The organism is Mangrovibacterium diazotrophicum, assembly GCF_003610535.1.
In the GTDB taxonomy this organism is placed as follows: Bacteria; Bacteroidota; Bacteroidia; order Bacteroidales; family Prolixibacteraceae; genus Mangrovibacterium; species Mangrovibacterium diazotrophicum.
In genome coordinates this window covers 127,457-144,534 of the sequence record NZ_RAPN01000005.1, presented here as the reverse complement: position 1 = coordinate 144,534, position 17,078 = coordinate 127,457, and the positions used below count along the sequence as shown (strand labels likewise).

Annotated in this window: 15 protein-coding genes; 14 read left to right on the top strand and 1 reads right to left on the bottom strand. The window is 46.2% G+C overall.

Annotation, left to right across the window (positions count from 1 at the left end):
* The first annotated feature begins 23 nt into the window (after positions 1–23).
* The 10 genes from mraY (at position 24) to BC643_RS21675 (ending at position 11,915) form a co-directional block, all read left to right on the top strand.
* Positions 24–1,274, top strand: coding sequence for a phospho-N-acetylmuramoyl-pentapeptide-transferase (gene mraY / locus BC643_RS21720; RefSeq protein ID WP_120275413.1), 1,251 nt, complete (start codon positions 24–26; stop codon positions 1,272–1,274).
* 3 nt (positions 1,275–1,277) lie between these two features.
* Positions 1,278–2,615, top strand: coding sequence for a UDP-N-acetylmuramoyl-L-alanine--D-glutamate ligase (gene murD / locus BC643_RS21715; RefSeq protein ID WP_120275412.1), 1,338 nt, complete (start codon positions 1,278–1,280; stop codon positions 2,613–2,615).
* 56 nt (positions 2,616–2,671) lie between these two features.
* The gene (locus BC643_RS21710; protein ID WP_120275410.1) at positions 2,672–3,877 is read left to right on the top strand and encodes an FtsW/RodA/SpoVE family cell cycle protein; all 1,206 of its coding nucleotides are present in this window, start codon (positions 2,672–2,674) and stop codon (positions 3,875–3,877) included.
* Between the two features lie 36 nt (positions 3,878–3,913).
* Positions 3,914–5,014 carry an undecaprenyldiphospho-muramoylpentapeptide beta-N-acetylglucosaminyltransferase gene (murG, locus tag BC643_RS21705; RefSeq protein WP_120275408.1) on the top strand — a complete coding sequence of 367 codons (1,101 nt, stop codon included), beginning with the start codon at positions 3,914–3,916 and terminating at the stop codon, positions 5,012–5,014.
* Positions 5,011–6,393 (top strand): UDP-N-acetylmuramate--L-alanine ligase, encoded by a 1,383-nt coding sequence (gene murC / locus BC643_RS21700; protein ID WP_120275407.1) that lies wholly within the window; start codon positions 5,011–5,013, stop codon positions 6,391–6,393. Before murG ends, murC begins: the two co-directional genes overlap by 4 nt.
* Positions 6,386–7,135, top strand: a complete 750-nt coding sequence (locus tag BC643_RS21695; RefSeq protein WP_120275405.1) for a cell division protein FtsQ/DivIB — start codon at positions 6,386–6,388, stop codon at positions 7,133–7,135. The genes murC and BC643_RS21695 overlap by 8 nt, the downstream gene beginning before the upstream one ends.
* 60 nt (positions 7,136–7,195) lie before the next feature.
* The gene (gene ftsA / locus BC643_RS21690) at positions 7,196–8,491 is read left to right on the top strand and encodes a cell division protein FtsA (protein WP_120275404.1); all 1,296 of its coding nucleotides are present in this window, start codon (positions 7,196–7,198) and stop codon (positions 8,489–8,491) included.
* A gap of 119 nt (positions 8,492–8,610) precedes the next feature.
* A complete protein-coding gene (ftsZ, locus tag BC643_RS21685) occupies positions 8,611–9,882 on the top strand; it encodes a cell division protein FtsZ (protein WP_211338173.1) in 1,272 nt (423 codons plus the stop codon).
* 14 nt (positions 9,883–9,896) lie between these two features.
* A complete protein-coding gene (ftsZ, locus tag BC643_RS21680; protein WP_211338172.1) occupies positions 9,897–11,309 on the top strand; it encodes a cell division protein FtsZ in 1,413 nt (470 codons plus the stop codon).
* Between the two features lie 156 nt (positions 11,310–11,465).
* A complete protein-coding gene (locus tag BC643_RS21675; RefSeq protein ID WP_245995042.1) occupies positions 11,466–11,915 on the top strand; it encodes a GatB/YqeY domain-containing protein in 450 nt (149 codons plus the stop codon).
* A gap of 155 nt (positions 11,916–12,070) precedes the next feature.
* On the opposite strand, the gene BC643_RS21670 is transcribed toward BC643_RS21675, so the two are convergent.
* Positions 12,071–13,018 carry an NmrA/HSCARG family protein gene (locus tag BC643_RS21670; protein ID WP_120275400.1) on the bottom strand — a complete coding sequence of 316 codons (948 nt, stop codon included), beginning with the start codon at positions 13,016–13,018 and terminating at the stop codon, positions 12,071–12,073.
* Positions 13,019–13,530: 512 nt separating this feature from the next.
* Here BC643_RS21670 and BC643_RS21665 point away from each other — a divergent pair.
* From BC643_RS21665 to BC643_RS21645, 4 genes are all read left to right on the top strand, one after another.
* Positions 13,531–14,121, top strand: coding sequence for a hypothetical protein (locus tag BC643_RS21665; protein ID WP_120275399.1), 591 nt, complete (start codon positions 13,531–13,533; stop codon positions 14,119–14,121).
* 200 nt (positions 14,122–14,321) lie between these two features.
* Positions 14,322–14,816, top strand: a complete 495-nt coding sequence (locus tag BC643_RS21660; RefSeq protein WP_120275398.1) for a DUF3237 domain-containing protein — start codon at positions 14,322–14,324, stop codon at positions 14,814–14,816.
* A 217-nt stretch (positions 14,817–15,033) separates the two neighbouring features.
* Positions 15,034–15,882 carry a hypothetical protein gene (locus BC643_RS21655; protein WP_147377301.1) on the top strand — a complete coding sequence of 283 codons (849 nt, stop codon included), beginning with the start codon at positions 15,034–15,036 and terminating at the stop codon, positions 15,880–15,882.
* A gap of 447 nt (positions 15,883–16,329) precedes the next feature.
* Positions 16,330–16,581: a hypothetical protein gene (locus tag BC643_RS21645; RefSeq protein WP_120275393.1), complete on the top strand. Its 252-nt coding sequence runs from the start codon at positions 16,330–16,332 to the stop codon at positions 16,579–16,581.
* Positions 16,582–17,078: the final 497 nt, after the last annotated feature.

Here is a 17,078-nt window from a genome sequence, read left to right as displayed (position 1 = left end):
AGAAAAAAGAAAAATAAAGGACTATGTTTAGTTTATTGTATGATTGGTTGAAAGATTCAAATATCCCCGGTATCGGGATGTTTCAGTACATCTCATTTCGTTCATCGGCGGCAATTATCGTCTCGTTGTTCATTACGATGGGCTTTGGTAAAAAGCTGATTCGTATGCTGCAGCGCAAACAAATCGGCGAAGAAATTCGCGATTTGGGGCTGGAGGGACAAATGCAGAAGAAAGGTACGCCGACAATGGGGGGTATCATTATTCTCACGTCAATTATTATCCCAACGTTGCTTTTCGCACAGCTGAATAACATCTACATCATTTTGATGCTGGTGACCACAGTTTGGTTGGGAATCATTGGTTTTATCGACGACTATATCAAAGTATTCCTGAAAGACAAAGAAGGTCTGGCAGGTAAATTTAAAATTCTGGGTCAGGTTTCATTGGGAATCATTGTCGCTGCAACATTGTACTTGTCTCCGGACGTGATCGTTCGCGAAAAAGTGAAGAATGCCAAAGGCGACTACGTGAAAGAAATTGTGGTTGAAAATGAGACCGGCCAGCAGTCGGTTCACTATGTAACCAAGGATGTCAAGTCAACCAAGACAACCATTCCATTCATTAAAAACCACGAGTTCGACTATAAATGGATCGTCAACTTTTTGGGAGAAGATGCAAGTTGGGTGCGCTGGCTGGTTTATGCTTTTGCGATCATTCTGATTATTACTGCGGTGTCGAATGCCGCTAATTTAACGGATGGTATCGACGGCCTGGCAACGGGAACCTCGGCCATCAGTGCGGTCACGCTCGGTATTTTGGCATACGTAAGTGGTAACATCATTTACGCCGACTATTTGAATATCATGTACATTCCTCATATTGGTGAGTTGACGGTTTTTGTGGCTGCTTTCATTGGTGCTACTGTCGGCTTTTTGTGGTGGAACTCGTATCCGGCTCAGGTGTTTATGGGCGACACCGGAAGTTTGGCTTTGGGCGGTATTTTGGCCGTTTTCGCCATCATCATCCGCAAGGAAATTCTGATTCCGCTTTTGTGCGGCATCTTCCTGCTCGAAAACCTGTCGGTGATTATCCAGGTCAGCTATTTCAAATATACTAAGAAGAAATATGGTGAAGGACAGCGCGTCTTTTTGATGAGCCCGATTCACCACCACTTTCAGAAAAAGGGAATTCCGGAAGCAAAGATTGTAACCCGTTTCTGGATTGTGGGAATCGTGTTGGCCGTATTCACCATTGCAACCTTAAAAATGCGCTAGACTATGAGCAACCGCATTGTCATATTAGGTGCTGGTGAGAGTGGAGTAGGATCAGCTATTCTGGCAAAGCAAAAAGGCTTTGATGTTTGGGTGTCCGACGCCGGAACGATCAAGCCAAACTATAAAGACGTTCTTTCAAATTATGCGATTCCTTTTGAAGAAGGAAAACATTCGGAAGCGGAAATCCTGAGCGCCGCCGAGGTGATTAAGAGCCCCGGTATTCCGGAGAAGGCGCCGATGGTGAAAAAGCTGCACGAAGCGGACATCCCGGTCATCTCTGAGATTGAGTTTGCCGGTCGCTACTGCACGGCGAAGACCATTTGCATTACTGGCAGCAACGGGAAGACCACAACCACGATGTTGACTTACCAGCTGTTGAAAGACGCCGGTTTCAATGTTGGTTTAGCGGGAAATGTAGGGCAGAGTTTTGCCTGGCAGGTGGGCGAGAAGGATTTCGATTACTATGTGATTGAGTTGAGTAGTTTTCAGCTCGACGGGATGTACGAGTTCAAAGCCGACGTTGCCATTTTGCTCAACATCACGCCGGATCACCTGGATCGCTACGAATATAAATTTCAGAATTATGTGGACTCGAAGTTCCGCATTATTCAAAATCAGACGGCTTCAGACTTTTTTATTTACTGGGCTGAAGATCCGGTCATTCAGGAAGAATTGAAAAAAAGAACCGTTTCTGCAACTTGCCTGCCTTTCGGGTTTACCGAGGCGCCGGCCAACGGAGCAGGAATCAACAACGATACACTAACGATTAATTGCAATAAAAACACATTCAGTATGTCCATATTTGATATCGCCCTGCAGGGAAAACACAACGCCTACAACTCGATGGCCGCAGGATTGGCCGGAAAGGTGTTGAACATCAGAAATGAAAAGATCAGAGAGAGTTTGTCTGATTTTAAAGGGGTTGAGCACCGTTTGGAGCGCTTCCTGAAGGTGCATGGCATCGAGTTTATCAACGACTCGAAAGCGACCAATGTCAATTCGACCTGGTATGCACTGGAAAGCATCAACCGCCCCGTTGTGTGGATCGTTGGCGGTGTTGACAAAGGAAACGATTACAAGGAACTGGAAGCCTTGGTTCGCGAAAAAGTGAAAGCTATCGTTTGTCTGGGAACCGATAATAAAAAGATCATCGACTATTTCACGGGTATTGTTCCGGATATCGTCGATACGCAGGATATCAAAGATGCAGTTCGGGCATCGTACTACCTGGCCAAAGACGGCGAAGTAGTGCTGCTGTCGCCGGCCTGTGCAAGTTTCGATTTGTTCGACAATTATGAAGACCGGGGACGCCAGTTTAAAATGGCAGTTCGCGAGTTGTAAGAATTAGTGTTTCGTTGGATTTGAATTTTGGAAGTCAGAATAAAGAATTGTAGGATATGAAGTTTTCTCTTGGAAATATAATTAAAGGAGACCGCACCTTATGGGTGGTGCTGTTCTTTTTGTCTCTGGCTTCGATACTGATTGTGTATAGTGCAACCGGCCGTTTGGCCTATCGTGAGGCAGGAGGTTTTACAGCCCACTACCTCATTCGTCACTCCATTTTTATTGCGATTGGTTTTGGTGTGATGGCATTCCTGGTGAATGTCGTGCCCGTGAAGTTTTATTCCCTGATTGCGCCCACGGCGCTGATATTTACGATTGGACTGCTGATACTGGCGCTGATTCAATATAAGTTGACCGGAAAAGCAACACCCCGTTCATTGGACCTGAAGTTCATTAGCTTCCAGCCGGCCGAGTTGGCCAAGCTGTCGTTGGTGATGTTCGGTGCCAAAATGCTGGCGAGCCGGCAAAAAACGGAAAAGGAATTGCGCACCGCATTCTTGTGGGTGCTTGGAGCAAGTGGTCTTGTTTGCGGAATCATTTCGATCGGAAACATCTCGACGGCAGCAGTGATCTTCATGGGAATGATGGGATTGATGTTCGTGGCCCGAGTGCCTCTAAAATTTTTGGGACTGACGGCGCTGGCCGGGATCCTGATGGCTTTGCTGATGTATTTTTCGGCTCCGATTATGCCAAAGTCTTTCGGTCGTTTGCAGACTTTTAAGCAACGTATCGACGATCACATTCATGGCGATAAAGAGTCGGAAGAGGGAACCACGCAGGCCGATTTTGCCAAGCTGGCAATTTTTGAAGGTGGCCTGATTGGTAAAGGTCCCGGAAGCAGTGATGTGAGTAATTATATGGAAGCCGCATACAACGACTTTATTTACGCCATTTTGGTGGAAGAGTACGGTGTTGTTGGTGGTGTGTTCATCGCCCTGTTGTACCTGATCTTCCTGTTCAGGGGAGTGTCCATTGTTCGGGCGAGTTCGCGAACGTTCCCGGCTTTCTTAACGACGGGAATTGTGCTGATCTATTCGATCCAGGCCTTTGTGAACATGTCGGTATCAACCGGTTTGGTTCCGGTAACGGGGCAACCACTTCCCTGGATCAGTATGGGGGGAACGTCGATGATTTTCACGGCGGCGGGTTTCGGCCTCATCCTCTCGGTAAGTTACCTGAATAAGAAGGATGACAAGGCCGAGCAGCAGGAGCAACCGGTGGTTGTGAATGTGCCTGACGAAGATCAGGAGTTGAAATAGAAACAAAAGAAATTGAAATATAGAAACTGGTAAACCATGGCATTAAAAGTAATCATAAGCGGAGGCGGAACAGGCGGACATATTTTCCCTGCTTTATCCATTGCCAACGAACTGAAGCAAACCGTCCCCGATGTGGACATCCTGTTTGTGGGGGCGTTGGGGAAAATGGAAATGGAACGTGTGCCGGCTGCGGGTTACCCGATTGTTGGTTTGCCGGTGATGGGCCTGCCGCGAAAGGCATCGCTGAAGATGTTCAAGTTCATCTGGATGCTTTACCAGAGCATGAGCAAGGCCCGCAAAGTGATTAAAGATTTTAAGCCTGATGTGGCGATTGGTGTTGGTGGGTTTGCCAGCGGTCCGGTGTTGAAAGCTGCCGTTAAGGCGGGTGTTCCGGCCATTTTGCAGGAGCAGAATTCGTACGCAGGTGTCACCAATAAATTGCTTTCGGCCAAAGTGCGGAAGATTTGTGTGGCCTATCCGAATATGGAGCGCTACTTCCCGGCGGAGAAGCTGGTGGTTACCGGAAACCCGGTGCGTCAGAACTTGCTGTTGCCGGTTGATCGCGAAAAAGCTTTGAAAGCCTACCGTCTGGAGGCTGAAAAACCCATCGTGTTTGTGGTGGGCGGAAGTTTGGGAGCCCGCAGTTTGAACGAAAGTGTGATGGCGAATCTCGATTATATCGCCGAAAGCGGCGTGCAGGTGGTGTGGCAAACCGGCAAGATCTATTACAAAGAAATGCTGGAACGTTTGGCGGGTAAGCAACCCAAAAATCTGCAGGCGATGGAGTTCCTGACGGATATGGATCTGGCTTACAAAGCTGCCGATTTGGTGATTTCGAGAGCCGGAGCCGGAACGATTTCCGAGCTGTGTTTGCTGGGAAAACCATCGGTGCTGATGCCATCGCCCAATGTGGCCGAAGATCATCAAACCAAAAATGCGATGGCGCTGGTTGAAAACCATGCCGCTGTGATGGTGAAAGATGCTGACGGGCCGGAGATGCTTTTTAGAGAAGCATTCAGTCTGGTGAAAGACGAAAAGAAATTGGCTGAGCTGGCCGCGAATAGTAAGAAGCTGGCCAAGCCCAATGCCACTGCCGACATTGTGCAGGTTATTTTAAACGAAGTGATGAAGAAATGAAAGGCTTGAACGACATAAAACAAGTTTATTTTCTCGGTATCGGAGGAATCGGGATGAGCGCACTGGCACGCTGGTTTAAGCATGCTGGTTTTGCAGTTTCCGGCTACGATAAAACCGAGACGGAATTGACCAAAGCCTTGGTCAGCGAGGGGATTGATGTGCATTACACCGATCAACCCGAATTGGTTGCAGGCCTCGATAAAAATACCTGTTTGGTGGTGCTCACTCCGGCTGTTCCTGCGGACTTGGAGGAGAGGGTTTACCTGGAGAAGTCGGGTTTCACAATCCGGAAGCGCTCGCAAGTTTTGGGCATGATTTGCGACGAAGGAAAGACTTTGGCGGTTGCCGGCACGCATGGTAAAACCACCGTGTCTACTATGACTGCGCATATTTTGAAAAGTTCGCGCTTGGATTGCTCTGCCTTCCTGGGCGGCATCTCCAAAAATTATGCGACCAATTTGCTGCTTTCGGCTGAGAGCGAGTGGATGGTGGCTGAAGCCGACGAGTTCGACCGTTCGTTTTTGCAGCTTCACCCGGATTATGCGGTAGTGACCTCGATGGATGCCGATCATCTGGATATTTACGGCGATCACGGTGCCATCCTGAAATCGTTCCGTGAATTTGTTGGGCAGATTCGTTCGGGAGGCGCAGTTGTCGCCAAGAAGGGTTTACCGATCTCGGAATCGCACAATCCGGCGATAAAACATTACAGTTACTCGCTGAATGAGCAGGCTGATTTCTGCGCGCTGAATGTGAGTTTGAAAAACGAAGCTTATCATTTCGACCTGCAATACCCCGATGGCCTGATTCGCGACATGCAGTTGAATTATCCGGGCTTGTTGAACGTTGAAAATGCAGTGGCTGCTTCAGCGCTGGCTTTGCTGGCCGGAGTGTCGGAGGAAGAAGTGAAAGCGGCTGTGGCCACTTATCAGGGAGTGAAACGCCGCTTCGACATTCGTTACCGTGGTAACGAGTATTTGTTGATTGATGATTACGCGCATCATCCGGAGGAGTTGAAGGCGACGATCAGTTCGGTGAAAGCGATGTTTGCCGATCGTTGGGTGACGGGCATTTTTCAGCCTCACCTGTACAGCCGGACAAAAGATTTTGCACCTGAATTTGCAGAGCAGCTGAGCCAGTTGGACGAGTTGTTCCTGCTCGATATTTACCCGGCCCGCGAAAAGCCGATCCCCGGAGTGACTTCGGGAATAATTTTCGACCAGGTGAAACTGGACGAGAAGCATTTGTTTACCAAAGCCGAAATGATAACGAATGCGCAGTACCTGAAGCCCGGTATCATTCTGATGATGGGAGCCGGTGATATTGATTTGTTGGTGGAACCTGTAGCACGATTTTTAAAACAAACGGAAAATGTTTAAACGGATTTTAAATATCGGATTAATCGTGTTGGCCGGAATTTTCCTGGTCTTCACCATGGCATTTTCCTCCGGCAGTTTGTCGAAAGTGAAATGTGATGAGATTACGGTTGTGATCCCGGATGATTCGCCTCGTTTTATTGATGAGGCAGAGGTTACCCGGTTGGTGAAAGCTGCCGATCCGAAGTTGTTTGAGCGTAAGCTCGACCAGGTGAACGCGCACACTTTGGAGTTGAAGCTGGAGAAAACACCGGCGATTAAAAACGCGGAAGTTTTTCGTCACATCGAGGGCGACCGGATGGACTTTAAAGGCCATTTGGTGGTTGAGGTGACACAGCGTGAACCCCTGTTTCGTGTGAAAGACGGTCAGACGGATTATTACATGGATGAGGCAGGCGTTGTTATTCCGGCGAACCCGAAATTTACCTCGCATGTGATGTTGGTCACCGGACAGGTGGATGAGAAGTTTGCACGGAAAGAATTGATCCCGCTGATTGAGTTTATCAACGGCGACGATTTCTGGAAAGCGCAGATCAAGCAGGTTGCGGTGAACGGTTCAGGCGAGCTGTTGATGGTTCCTTTGGTGGGTGACCAGATTATCGAATTCGGTGAAGCAACGAATTACCGCGAAAAGTTTCGCAATCTGAAGGCCTTATACGCACAGGCTTTCAACGAATTTGGATGGGACAAATACAAGAAAATTAGCCTAAAATATAAAGATCAGGTAGTTTGTACAAAGCGGTAGCGAGCCGCGGAGTGCAGTGCGATTTTTTGTGAAAAAGAACAGAGACTAAAAGTAAAGCTTATGGCCAAGAGCAAAAAAATAGTTGCAGCAGTAGATGTCGGTACCACTAAGATTGTGGTTGTTGCCGGACAATGGACTGAAGAAGGCAAAGTTGAGATCCTGGGAATCGGAACATCAGCTTCGGCCGGAGTTAGACGAGGTGTGGTTCTCAATATCGAAGAGGTGTCGCGGGCGATTGACGTGGCGCTTCGTCAGGCCGAGGAGCACATCGGAACTGATATTGACGAGGTTTATGTGAACATCGTCGGACAACAGCTGAAGACCTTCAGTTTGAAGGCTGAAAAATACATTGACAAAGACCACCTGGTAACGGAGGCGGACGTTGAATTTCTGATCCAAAAGGTGAAGAAAGCCGAGTTGCCGGAGGGTTATAAAATATATCATGCTGAGCCGCAATTGTATCAGGTTGATCAGGAGGGCGAGTGCCCGGATCCGGTTGGTATGAAGGCTGAGCACCTGGAAGTGGAATTTAAGTTGTTGGTAGCGCCCGAGTCGTACGAGAGTAATCTGCAGTTAGGGCTGGAGCAAACCGGCATAAAGGTGAAGCAGGCGATTATCGATCCGCTGGCGTCATCGGAAATTCTGCTGACCGAGGAAGAAAAAGAAACGGGAGTTATTTTGTTGGATATTGGCGGTGGTACCACGAAGTTGGCCATTTTTCATGAAGGTGTGCTGCGCTATTCATCCCTGATTCCCTTTGGCGGAAACGTGTTGACCCACGATATTAAAGAAGGATGCTCTATTGTGCTGCGCCAGGCTGAGTCGCTGAAAACGCAGTTCGGACAGGCCATGGGCGATTTTGCACCCGAAGACAAAGTGGTGACGATTCCTTCACCATCGGGTTGGGAACCGAAAGAAATCAGTTTCCGCAACCTCGCTTACGTCATTCAGGCTCGTATGGAAGAGATCATCGAAAGCATCAACTTCCACATTGAAAAATCGGGTTTTGGAGACCGCATCGGCGCCGGAATAGTATTGACAGGTGGGACAGCTTTACTGCTCAACCTGAACCAGTTGTTGAAATACCAAACCGGGATGGATGTTCGGATTGGTGTTCCGCGACTGAAAACCGACAAGCCCTGGAAAGGACTGGAAGATCCCCGTTTCGCAACGGTTTTGGGATTGCTGCAAATTGGTTTGAAAGAAACAGCCTTTGACGGTAAAAAAGAGCCGGTGAAGAAAAAAGTGGCGAAACCAAAATCCAACTCATTCGGCTTCCTGAAGTCGATGAAAGAAGGTGTTGCCCGTCAGATGGATATGTTCTTTAACGACGAGCAAGGGATCGAGATGAAGTAGATAGAAAATGTCTGCCTGCGGGCGGATAGCGATTATAGGTATTGTTTATCAGATTCGTAACGAATGAACAGATTTTTATAAGGTTCGTGTTTGTATTTTAATTGTAAAAATCCTCGCTTATGATAGAGGAAATGATTGAATTTGGATTAGAAAGAGCGCAGTCGTCACTGATCAAGGTGTTGGGTGTGGGCGGCGCCGGTTGCAACGCAGTCAATCACATGTATAACGAAGGTATTCATGGGGTCGACTTCATTATTTGCAACACCGACGCACAGGCCATGATCAACAGCCCCGTGCCGATTAAGATTCAGCTGGGGGTAACGCTGACGGAAGGACGTGGTGCCGGTAACCAACCGGAACATGGTCGTCAGGCAGCAATCGAAAACCTCGACGATGTGCGCAATGTGCTGGACGCAAATACCAAGATGTTGTTTATCACTGCCGGAATGGGTGGTGGTACCGGAACAGGTGCGGCGCCGGTTATTGCCGGTTTGGCGCGTGAGCTGGGCATTTTGACGATTGCCGTGGTCACAGCACCATCTCCGGCCGAAGGGAAACGCCGGTTTGAACAGGCTATTGACGGTATTGAACGCATGAAGGAACATGTGGATAGTATGCTGGTGATCAGTAATGAAAAGCTGCATAAAATCTACGGTAATCTTCCAGCGTCGAAAGCCTTTAAAAAGGCCGACGATATTATTACGGCTGCCGTGAAGGGGGTGGCCGAAATCATTACCGTGCATGGTCAGATCAACATCGACTTTGCCGATGTGCACACCGTGATGGCAAACAGTGAAGTGTTTATCATGGGAACCGGTTATGCCGAAGGTGAAGACCGGGCCATGAAAGCGGTTCACGAAGCGCTGGAGTCGCCCTTGCTGGATAGCAACGACATCCGCGGAACAAAAGATATCCTTCTCAACATCATCTCGGGTGACGATGAAATCACCATGGGTGAGATTGGCGATATCATCGAGTTTCTGCAGGAAAAGGCCGGGCAGGACGCCAACATCATTTGGGGGAACGGCAAGGACAGCAAATTGGGTACCCGCGTAAGCGTAACCATTGCAGCCACCCGATTCGACAAAAACCCGAGCGAATTGTTGCGTGAAGAGCCGCCGGTTGAAAAACACGAATTGGAAAACGAAGATATACTGGATATCAATCTGGAAGACGATACGTACGAAGGGACAGTTTTTGAAATGAGACCTGAGCCACAACCTGGTACGGCCCGCAAAACTCAAAAAAAGTCTGCGACGACTAACCGGAAGAAAAAATCGTCCGGGGAACTAGTGAACGAAAAAGCGGATGGCGCGACCGACAACTGGTTTATGCGTCAGTTCAACCGTTTATTTGACGATCAGGATGAATCGATGACTGAAAACAACTAAGAAAATTACAGGTTATGGCTAACGATATAATGAACTTCGATCTGGAAAAATCTTCCGGCAGCATTATAAAAGTAATTGGTGTTGGTGGTGGTGGTGGCAACGCGGTCAACCACATGTACCAGCAAGGAATTAAAGATGTGGGTTTCATGGTTTGCAACACCGATGCACAGGCTTTGCAAAACAGCCCGATTCCCATGAAAGTACAGCTGGGTGCTTCGCTCACTGAAGGGCGTGGTGCCGGCAACAAACCCGACATTGGCCGGGAGGCCGCCGTTGAAAACATCAACGATGTAAAACAGGCGATTGAGCAGGACACCAAAATGGTGTTCATCACGGCCGGAATGGGTGGTGGTACCGGAACCGGTGCCGCGCCGGTGATTGCCGAAGCCTGTCGCGAACTCAATATTCTCACGGTTGGTATTGTTACCATTCCGTTCCGGAATGAAGGTCGCCGCCGGATTAAACAGGCGATCGACGGAATTAGCGAGATGCAGACACATGTCGACTCGTTGCTGGTAATCAACAACGAACGCATCCGCGAAATGTACGGCGATTTCAAAATCTCTGAAGCCTTTGCCAAGGCCGACAATGTTTTGGCAACAGCGGCAAAGGGGATTGCCGAAATTATTACCGTGGCGGGCTACATCAATGTGGACTTTGCCGATGTGGAAACCGTGATGCGTAAAAGTGGTGTGGCCCTGATGGGATCGGCCAAAGCAACCGGCGAGGATCGTGCCTTGCGTGCCGTGGAGGAAGCCTTGAACTCGCCTTTGCTGAATAACAACGATATTCGCGGCGCTCAAAATATCCTGCTGAATATTACTTCCGGAAATGAGGAAGTAACCATGGATGAAATTGGACAGATCACCGACTATATCCAGGCGAAAGCCGGGCACGAAGCCGACCTGATCTGGGGTAACGGTCTGGATGAAGAGCTGGGCGAAGAAATCTCGGTGACGGTGATTGCCACAGGGTTCAGCATAAGCAGCATTCCGGAAATGATGGCAGCCCAAAAAGTTGAAAAAACATACCATTCGCTGGGAGAAGATCAAAAGGATCAGTTTGGCGGAATCCCGCGTCCGCAGGTTTTCAAATCGAAACCGGTGGAGGAGAAGAAGCCGCAAAACCAAAGTATGATCGAGTTTGAGATCGACTATCCGAAGCCGGACGAGTTTGAAGCTTTATACGGACAGCCGCAGCCCAGCCCGGACGACGATTACTCGGTGAAAATTGATTTCTCGAGCTCGGATGACGACCTGGTGGACAAGCTGGAGAACATTCCGGCCTACCGTCGCAAGAACCTGAAGATTGACAACAACCGCGGAAAGTTTGAAAACAAAATGTCGCGCTTCTCGCTTTCGCAGGACGACGATAACAAAACATTCCTGCGCGATAACAATTCGTTCCTGCACGATAATGTGGACTAGGCAAAGGGCAGAGAGCAGAGAGCAAAGGGCAGGGAGTGTGCCAAGCTCACGCAATTCGAAACCCGAAACTCAAAACTGACAACAGTAAACTGGGAACTAAATTTGGATTGCGTCCGATTTTTTGAAAACTTTGGAGAACGAATTTTAAAGTCTTAAATGATGAGTTTATTTGACCAAATAAATGCTGACCTGACAACGGCAATGAAGGCCCGCGATAAAGAGAAAACCGCCGCCTTACGCAACATTAAAAAAGTGTTGATTGAAGCCAAAACAGCGACAGCATCACACGAGCTGGATGACACCGAAGTCATCAAAATTATTCAGAAACTGGCCAAACAGGGAACCGATTCGGCGAACCTGTACAAAGAGCAAGGCCGCGAAGACCTGGCAGCTGATGAGCTGGTGCAGGTTGCTGTTTTCGACGAATACTTGCCGAAGAAACTTTCGGACGACGAACTGACAGCTGCCGTAAAAGCCATTATTGAAAAAACCGGCGCTTCTTCCGTTAAAGAAATGGGAAAAGTGATGGGCATGGCCTCGAAAGAGCTGGCGGGTAAAGCCGATGGCAAAGACATTGCCGACAAAGTAAAAGCGTTGCTGGCGTAATTTCGCTGCAATAAGATATGTATGTATTGAGGGTTTCACTCGAAGTGAAGCCCTCAATTATTTTGTGTTCATTTGCTGAGCGGCGGCAGAGATTGCCTCGTCGTCATTGCGAGCATAGCGAAGCAATCTTCCATAGGGATACCTTTGTTTTCACCCTAAAGATCCATCTGCTCCTTGTGCTTGGCGAGCCACTGGTCGAACGACTGTAGTTCCGGGTTCATGGCTTTGGAGTTTGCCACGCTTCTTACACCACAGAAGTCCTCCTGGAAGTCGTGTTTGAACTGGAACATATTGCCCAGGTCGTCGGCCCCGGGGAAGCCCAGCCCGCGGTAAATATCAAAAGGAACGGCATTGTAGGCCACTTCGGTGTTGAACGCTTTTGCAAACGAATCGGCCATTTCCTGGCCAGTGAGGTGCTCGCCCGAGATACCGACCGTTTTCCCTTGGTAGGTTACCGGATCTTTGAAGATGGCCAGGGCACATTTACCAATATCTTCGGCAGCAATGCCCGGCAGTTTTTTATCGCCCATCGGCAGGTTGAGCGCCAGTTTGCCGCTCTCGTCCTTCTGAGGTCCCATACCGAAATGAATGAAATTGTCCCAGTAGAACGAGGCTAACAACAAGGTGTAAGGCACCCCGCTGTTCACGAAATAAGCATCCGCTTCGCCTTTGCCGTCGAAGTGCGGCACCTTGTATTTTCCATGGAGGGTCGGCATCCGGTCGTCATCCAGCGGAACCCACTTGCGGGTATCTTCCAGCGTTGACCAAATTACGTGTTTGGCCCCCACCTCGGCGGCTGCTTCGGCCATGTTTTTGGCGTTCTGCATTTCTTTTTCCGGCGAATAGTGTTCCCAGAAAAAGGTCACACAAAAAATACCATACGAATCTTCAAAGGCATGCAACAGGCTGGCTTTGTTCGAAACATCGGCTTCAACCACATTGGCACCCAGCTTGGCCAGTGCTTTGGCTTTATCCGAACCACTGTTTCGTGTGACCGCCCGAACCGAAAATTCGCCACTCGGATCATTCAGGATCGCCCGTACCAAGCCACCGCCCTGGGCTCCTGTTGCTCCCACCACCGTAATTACTTTCTGATTGCTCATAGTTTTATTGTTTAGGTTAAACGAATACAACGGGCGTCATGGCGTCGAAAAAAGACTCTGATGTCTTGTATAACAGTTTTTACGCCTGATCGATCTGATTGGTAGTATGTTTTGTGGCAGGGAGGAAATCAATACAGATTATGATCTCCTCTGTTTTATCTCGTCTAATTTAGATTACCGCTAAATAGTTTCCCTCAGATATGAATGATTATGAGAAATTGTAAATTAGGGGAATGGAGCCGGTCAGGTGCGCTTATACCTACTAATCGAGGGGATAAACGCACCTTTGAAACCGATACTGTGGAGATAAACGCCGTAAAATTTTAGAACTGCGTTGGGTGCAAGCATGAATGACATTGCATATTGAAAGTATTAAAATAAACGATTTTGATTTTCAGTTTAAGATTTTGGATTTAATTAAATTGATTTGACTGTAATTCGGGTTAGTAATGAGACCATCTTTAATCATATTGCTTTTAGTTATTGGGATATCCTGTAAAACGAACCACTACATGAGTGCTCCAGTAAAAAACATCCCAAATATTGGATTGCAAAATAATTTGAAATCAAATGGCATTCTGATTGCTAGCGACTATAATTTAAAGGCCGATACAGCTTCGTTCGAAAATTGCTTGGAAGGATTGAGAGTGAATGTTGAAGCAATGTCGGAAGTAAATGTAACTGATGAAATCTTTTTCCTTAGAAAACCAAATACCAGTATTTTGAGTCAATTGAAAACAAAATATAATGTAAATGGACTACTGCTTCTAACTAAGTTGAAAGTACAGAATCAATGTGTAGATATTCCAAGTGGACAATTTGAGTATATGGACAATAGAATGCCAGAACCTCATTTACAAATTTCCAAAAGCCCCATCATGTGGACCAATATTTCTGTTGAAATAATTAGTTATTGGGAATATCATGACTTTGCGACAGGCAAATCATATACGTTTAAATTTAAAAGCGATAAGGTTTTAGAAACAAAACAATATGTGTCTGATATAGATTTATTTTTTGAAGCGAATTTTAAGTTGCTAGATTCCTTGTATTATCTAAACGGGGCTCTTACTGCTTCTAATCTTATTGGACTAAATGATTAAAGAAATAAAATGCCAGCACCCAACATTTTGCAAATTGCATTGCGGGCGCAGTGGTGTGCGTTGCCGCTGCTCCTTTCTTAAACGTCATCCCGCTTTCCGGGACTGACGCTCTTTCCTGTCTGCCGCAGGCCGGGAAATCCGCAACGACAACTTGCAAGTGACCGTATACACAACTTGAAAAATCAAATAAACATAGTGATATGAATAAAATAGAAGTTGTATTTTTTATATTATTCTTTTCAATTTTCGTTATCCCTTTCACCGCCAGTAGTCAGGAAACTAAATTAGAACATGAACTTTTGTTTGAGATGACAGCTTTGTTAGATGAGCCGATAGAAATTGGTGAATCTCCAATGGGGAAGCGTACTATTTATCCTGTATCCGGAGGAACTTTCAGCGGCCCGGAAATAAATGGAAAAGTGTTGGCAAACGGTGGAGATTGGGTACTAATGATTGATTCTTTAACAGAAAAATTAGATGTTAGAGCAGTTTTAGAAACCAGTGAAGGTGAAAAAATATATACTCATTACGGTGGGTTTATTCATTGGAATACGGATGGAAGTTATTATTTCAGAACAAATCCGGTATTTGAAACTTCTTCGAAAAAGTATGCATGGTTGAATTATACCATTGCCGTCGGAGTAGGTGAATTAATTGAAGGTGGTGTAAGGTATAAAGTCTATAAAATAAAATAAACCATTGTATCCCCGCTACCGCGCAAATCCTTCGCATGGTTAAAATAGCCGTTTATAGGCACGCGATATAAGTGCGGGCAGCGGCTTGACATACAAAGGGGAAGCTTACCAAAATAATTGAATATTATTACGGACAGGAATTAAATGAATAGTATACGCCTTCACCTTGTCAGTGTCAGCGGAGAGTCGAGGGAAGGATCGTTAAGACCCAATGATCATGAGAATAGTTTTTTTGATATTTCTGACTGCTTTTGTTAAAAGCTTGAATGCGCAGGTTCTGTTTGATTTGAAACGAGATGTGAATCTTGAAGGCTGGACATCTCCGGTAAGTGAGGAGGTTAAAGCGGAAGTCCTAAAGAAAGTCGAAGCTAACGGCAGTATCGGTTGGGTGGTTTATTCTATGGAGAATGGAGATTCCACCAGTTTGGTTAATCTTCATATGGTCGACTTTAACTGCGATGGCATTCATGATTTTATTTATACTGGATCTGTAGGAGCGGAAAGTGACGGCATCATTTTCTTGCAAGGTAATTCCAATGGAATATATACGAGAGTTTTGGGATTGTTCGGGAGGCTAATAGATGTCTCTGTAAATGATGGATTGTCACCCATGAGCTTTACAATTGAGAACTACGGATGCTGCGGTGGAGTGATTGACCACATCGAAAAATATGTACCGGTATGGAATAGTTCAAAATTTAGCTTTGCCTTACAGGCCAGGTATGCGATGTACTATGAAACTGATTTACCCCAAACGAGCTTCGAGAAACCAATTGCATTTAAAACAACCAACGAGAAATATTTCTTGCGTCTAAACCCTTGCATAAACGACACGATATTACTAGACCATGATGAAGTCGGAAATATTTTTGCTGAATACCCCAAAGATTCAGATGGTATTGCAATAGCAGAACAAATTGATAATACAGGTCGGGTATGGTGGTTCGTTATGATGAAGAACAACATAAAACCGAATTGGAGTTTATATGTAAATGGTGATAATAATGATAGTCCAGCTTACTATTTAGGCTGGGTTAGTAGTCGATTTGTAAAAAAGATAGAGTAACTATGAAATATTTGGAATTTAAATATAGCGGGAACAAGATTGAATTCGAGAATTCGGTCTTTGGAAGAGAAACGGTTAAGCTAAATGGGAGATCAGTGTCTCGAAAATATTCCGTTACAGGAACCAGTCATATCTTTAAAATTGGTGGAGATGACTTCGAGCTGAAATCGACTTACAAACTGTTCCGAGACGGTGCATTAACGCTTGATTTGATAAAAGAGGAGAGCATAGTGTGCTCGAATTCATTTGGTGTTAACTCACGTCACCGAATTGCTTGGATGGCCATCGGATTTGCGATAATCTATGTTGTCGTAAGATTAATGCAGTAACGAAAAATTCCCCCGCTACCGCGCAAATCCTTCGCATGGTTAAAATAGCCGTTTGGAAATCTTAGGCAAGCGATATAAGTGCGGGCAGCGACGAAGAATGACTTAAACAAATCGGGATATGATGTCAGATAAAATAGCTCTTGTACTTTTATATATCGTAATTGCCTTTAATGCGGTTTTTGTATGGATGAGACTAAGATTAATAAAAAGAGGTCAAGAGTATAAATATGTAAACGGTAGTTGGAGAGTTTTTCATGCATACATTGACCAAATGTCAAGCGACAAAAAATTGAAATTTGAATTGATGAGGTTTGTTGTTGTTGATTGTACTATCCTGATTTCGGTTTCCGTTTTAACTTTAACCCTATAGTCTACCTATTTTTAGTTTAGGGTCGAGACGGATTAAAAATGATGACGTTGTGCAATTTAGAATGTCTATTTACCAAGAGATTGAATATATGGACTCAGAACTATTATATATCGCAGAAATATTTGCTGAAGAAATTCGGAAAGGAGAATGGAATGATATTCTTGACGATTCAATTCCAATTTCGAGAAATAAGCATATTATAAGAGAATTAGCCCAACGTTCTCCCGGATTCGGCAGTCAAGAATATAGAAAAGCTATATCAGTAGGAATGCAGAATACTAGGTAAGAAGCTTTTTTTCGCTTCGCCTACCCCTCGTCTGAGCGATAGCGGAGACGAGGGGTAAGTGGTCCATCGTTTTTAACGATACCAATGTGAGCGTTACAAAAGCCCAACAGATCCCGAAATGAATTCGGGACGACGGACTCTCCGCTGCGATTCAGCTTCTTCTTTCTCGATTGACGACTTTCCCAACTTCCCGATATTCCGTAAATTTGGC

Excerpts from the sequence above, each read along its gene's own strand:
- mraY (WP_120275413.1), top strand. The coding sequence starts at position 24 with ATGTTTAGTTTATTGTATGATTGGTTGAAAGATTCAAATATCCCCGGT.
- murD (WP_120275412.1), top strand. The coding sequence starts at position 1,278 with ATGAGCAACCGCATTGTCATATTAGGTGCTGGTGAGAGTGGAGTAGGA.
- BC643_RS21710 (WP_120275410.1), top strand. The coding sequence starts at position 2,672 with ATGAAGTTTTCTCTTGGAAATATAATTAAAGGAGACCGCACCTTATGG.
- murG (WP_120275408.1), top strand. The coding sequence starts at position 3,914 with ATGGCATTAAAAGTAATCATAAGCGGAGGCGGAACAGGCGGACATATT.
- murC (WP_120275407.1), top strand. The coding sequence starts at position 5,011 with ATGAAAGGCTTGAACGACATAAAACAAGTTTATTTTCTCGGTATCGGA.
- BC643_RS21695 (WP_120275405.1), top strand. The coding sequence starts at position 6,386 with ATGTTTAAACGGATTTTAAATATCGGATTAATCGTGTTGGCCGGAATT.
- ftsA (WP_120275404.1), top strand. The coding sequence starts at position 7,196 with ATGGCCAAGAGCAAAAAAATAGTTGCAGCAGTAGATGTCGGTACCACT.
- ftsZ (WP_211338173.1), top strand. The coding sequence starts at position 8,611 with ATGATAGAGGAAATGATTGAATTTGGATTAGAAAGAGCGCAGTCGTCA.
- ftsZ (WP_211338172.1), top strand. The coding sequence starts at position 9,897 with ATGGCTAACGATATAATGAACTTCGATCTGGAAAAATCTTCCGGCAGC.
- BC643_RS21675 (WP_245995042.1), top strand. The coding sequence starts at position 11,466 with ATGATGAGTTTATTTGACCAAATAAATGCTGACCTGACAACGGCAATG.
- BC643_RS21670 (WP_120275400.1), bottom strand. The coding sequence starts at position 13,018 with ATGAGCAATCAGAAAGTAATTACGGTGGTGGGAGCAACAGGAGCCCAG.
- BC643_RS21665 (WP_120275399.1), top strand. The coding sequence starts at position 13,531 with ATGAGTGCTCCAGTAAAAAACATCCCAAATATTGGATTGCAAAATAAT.
- BC643_RS21660 (WP_120275398.1), top strand. The coding sequence starts at position 14,322 with ATGAATAAAATAGAAGTTGTATTTTTTATATTATTCTTTTCAATTTTC.
- BC643_RS21655 (WP_147377301.1), top strand. The coding sequence starts at position 15,034 with ATGAGAATAGTTTTTTTGATATTTCTGACTGCTTTTGTTAAAAGCTTG.
- BC643_RS21645 (WP_120275393.1), top strand. The coding sequence starts at position 16,330 with ATGATGTCAGATAAAATAGCTCTTGTACTTTTATATATCGTAATTGCC.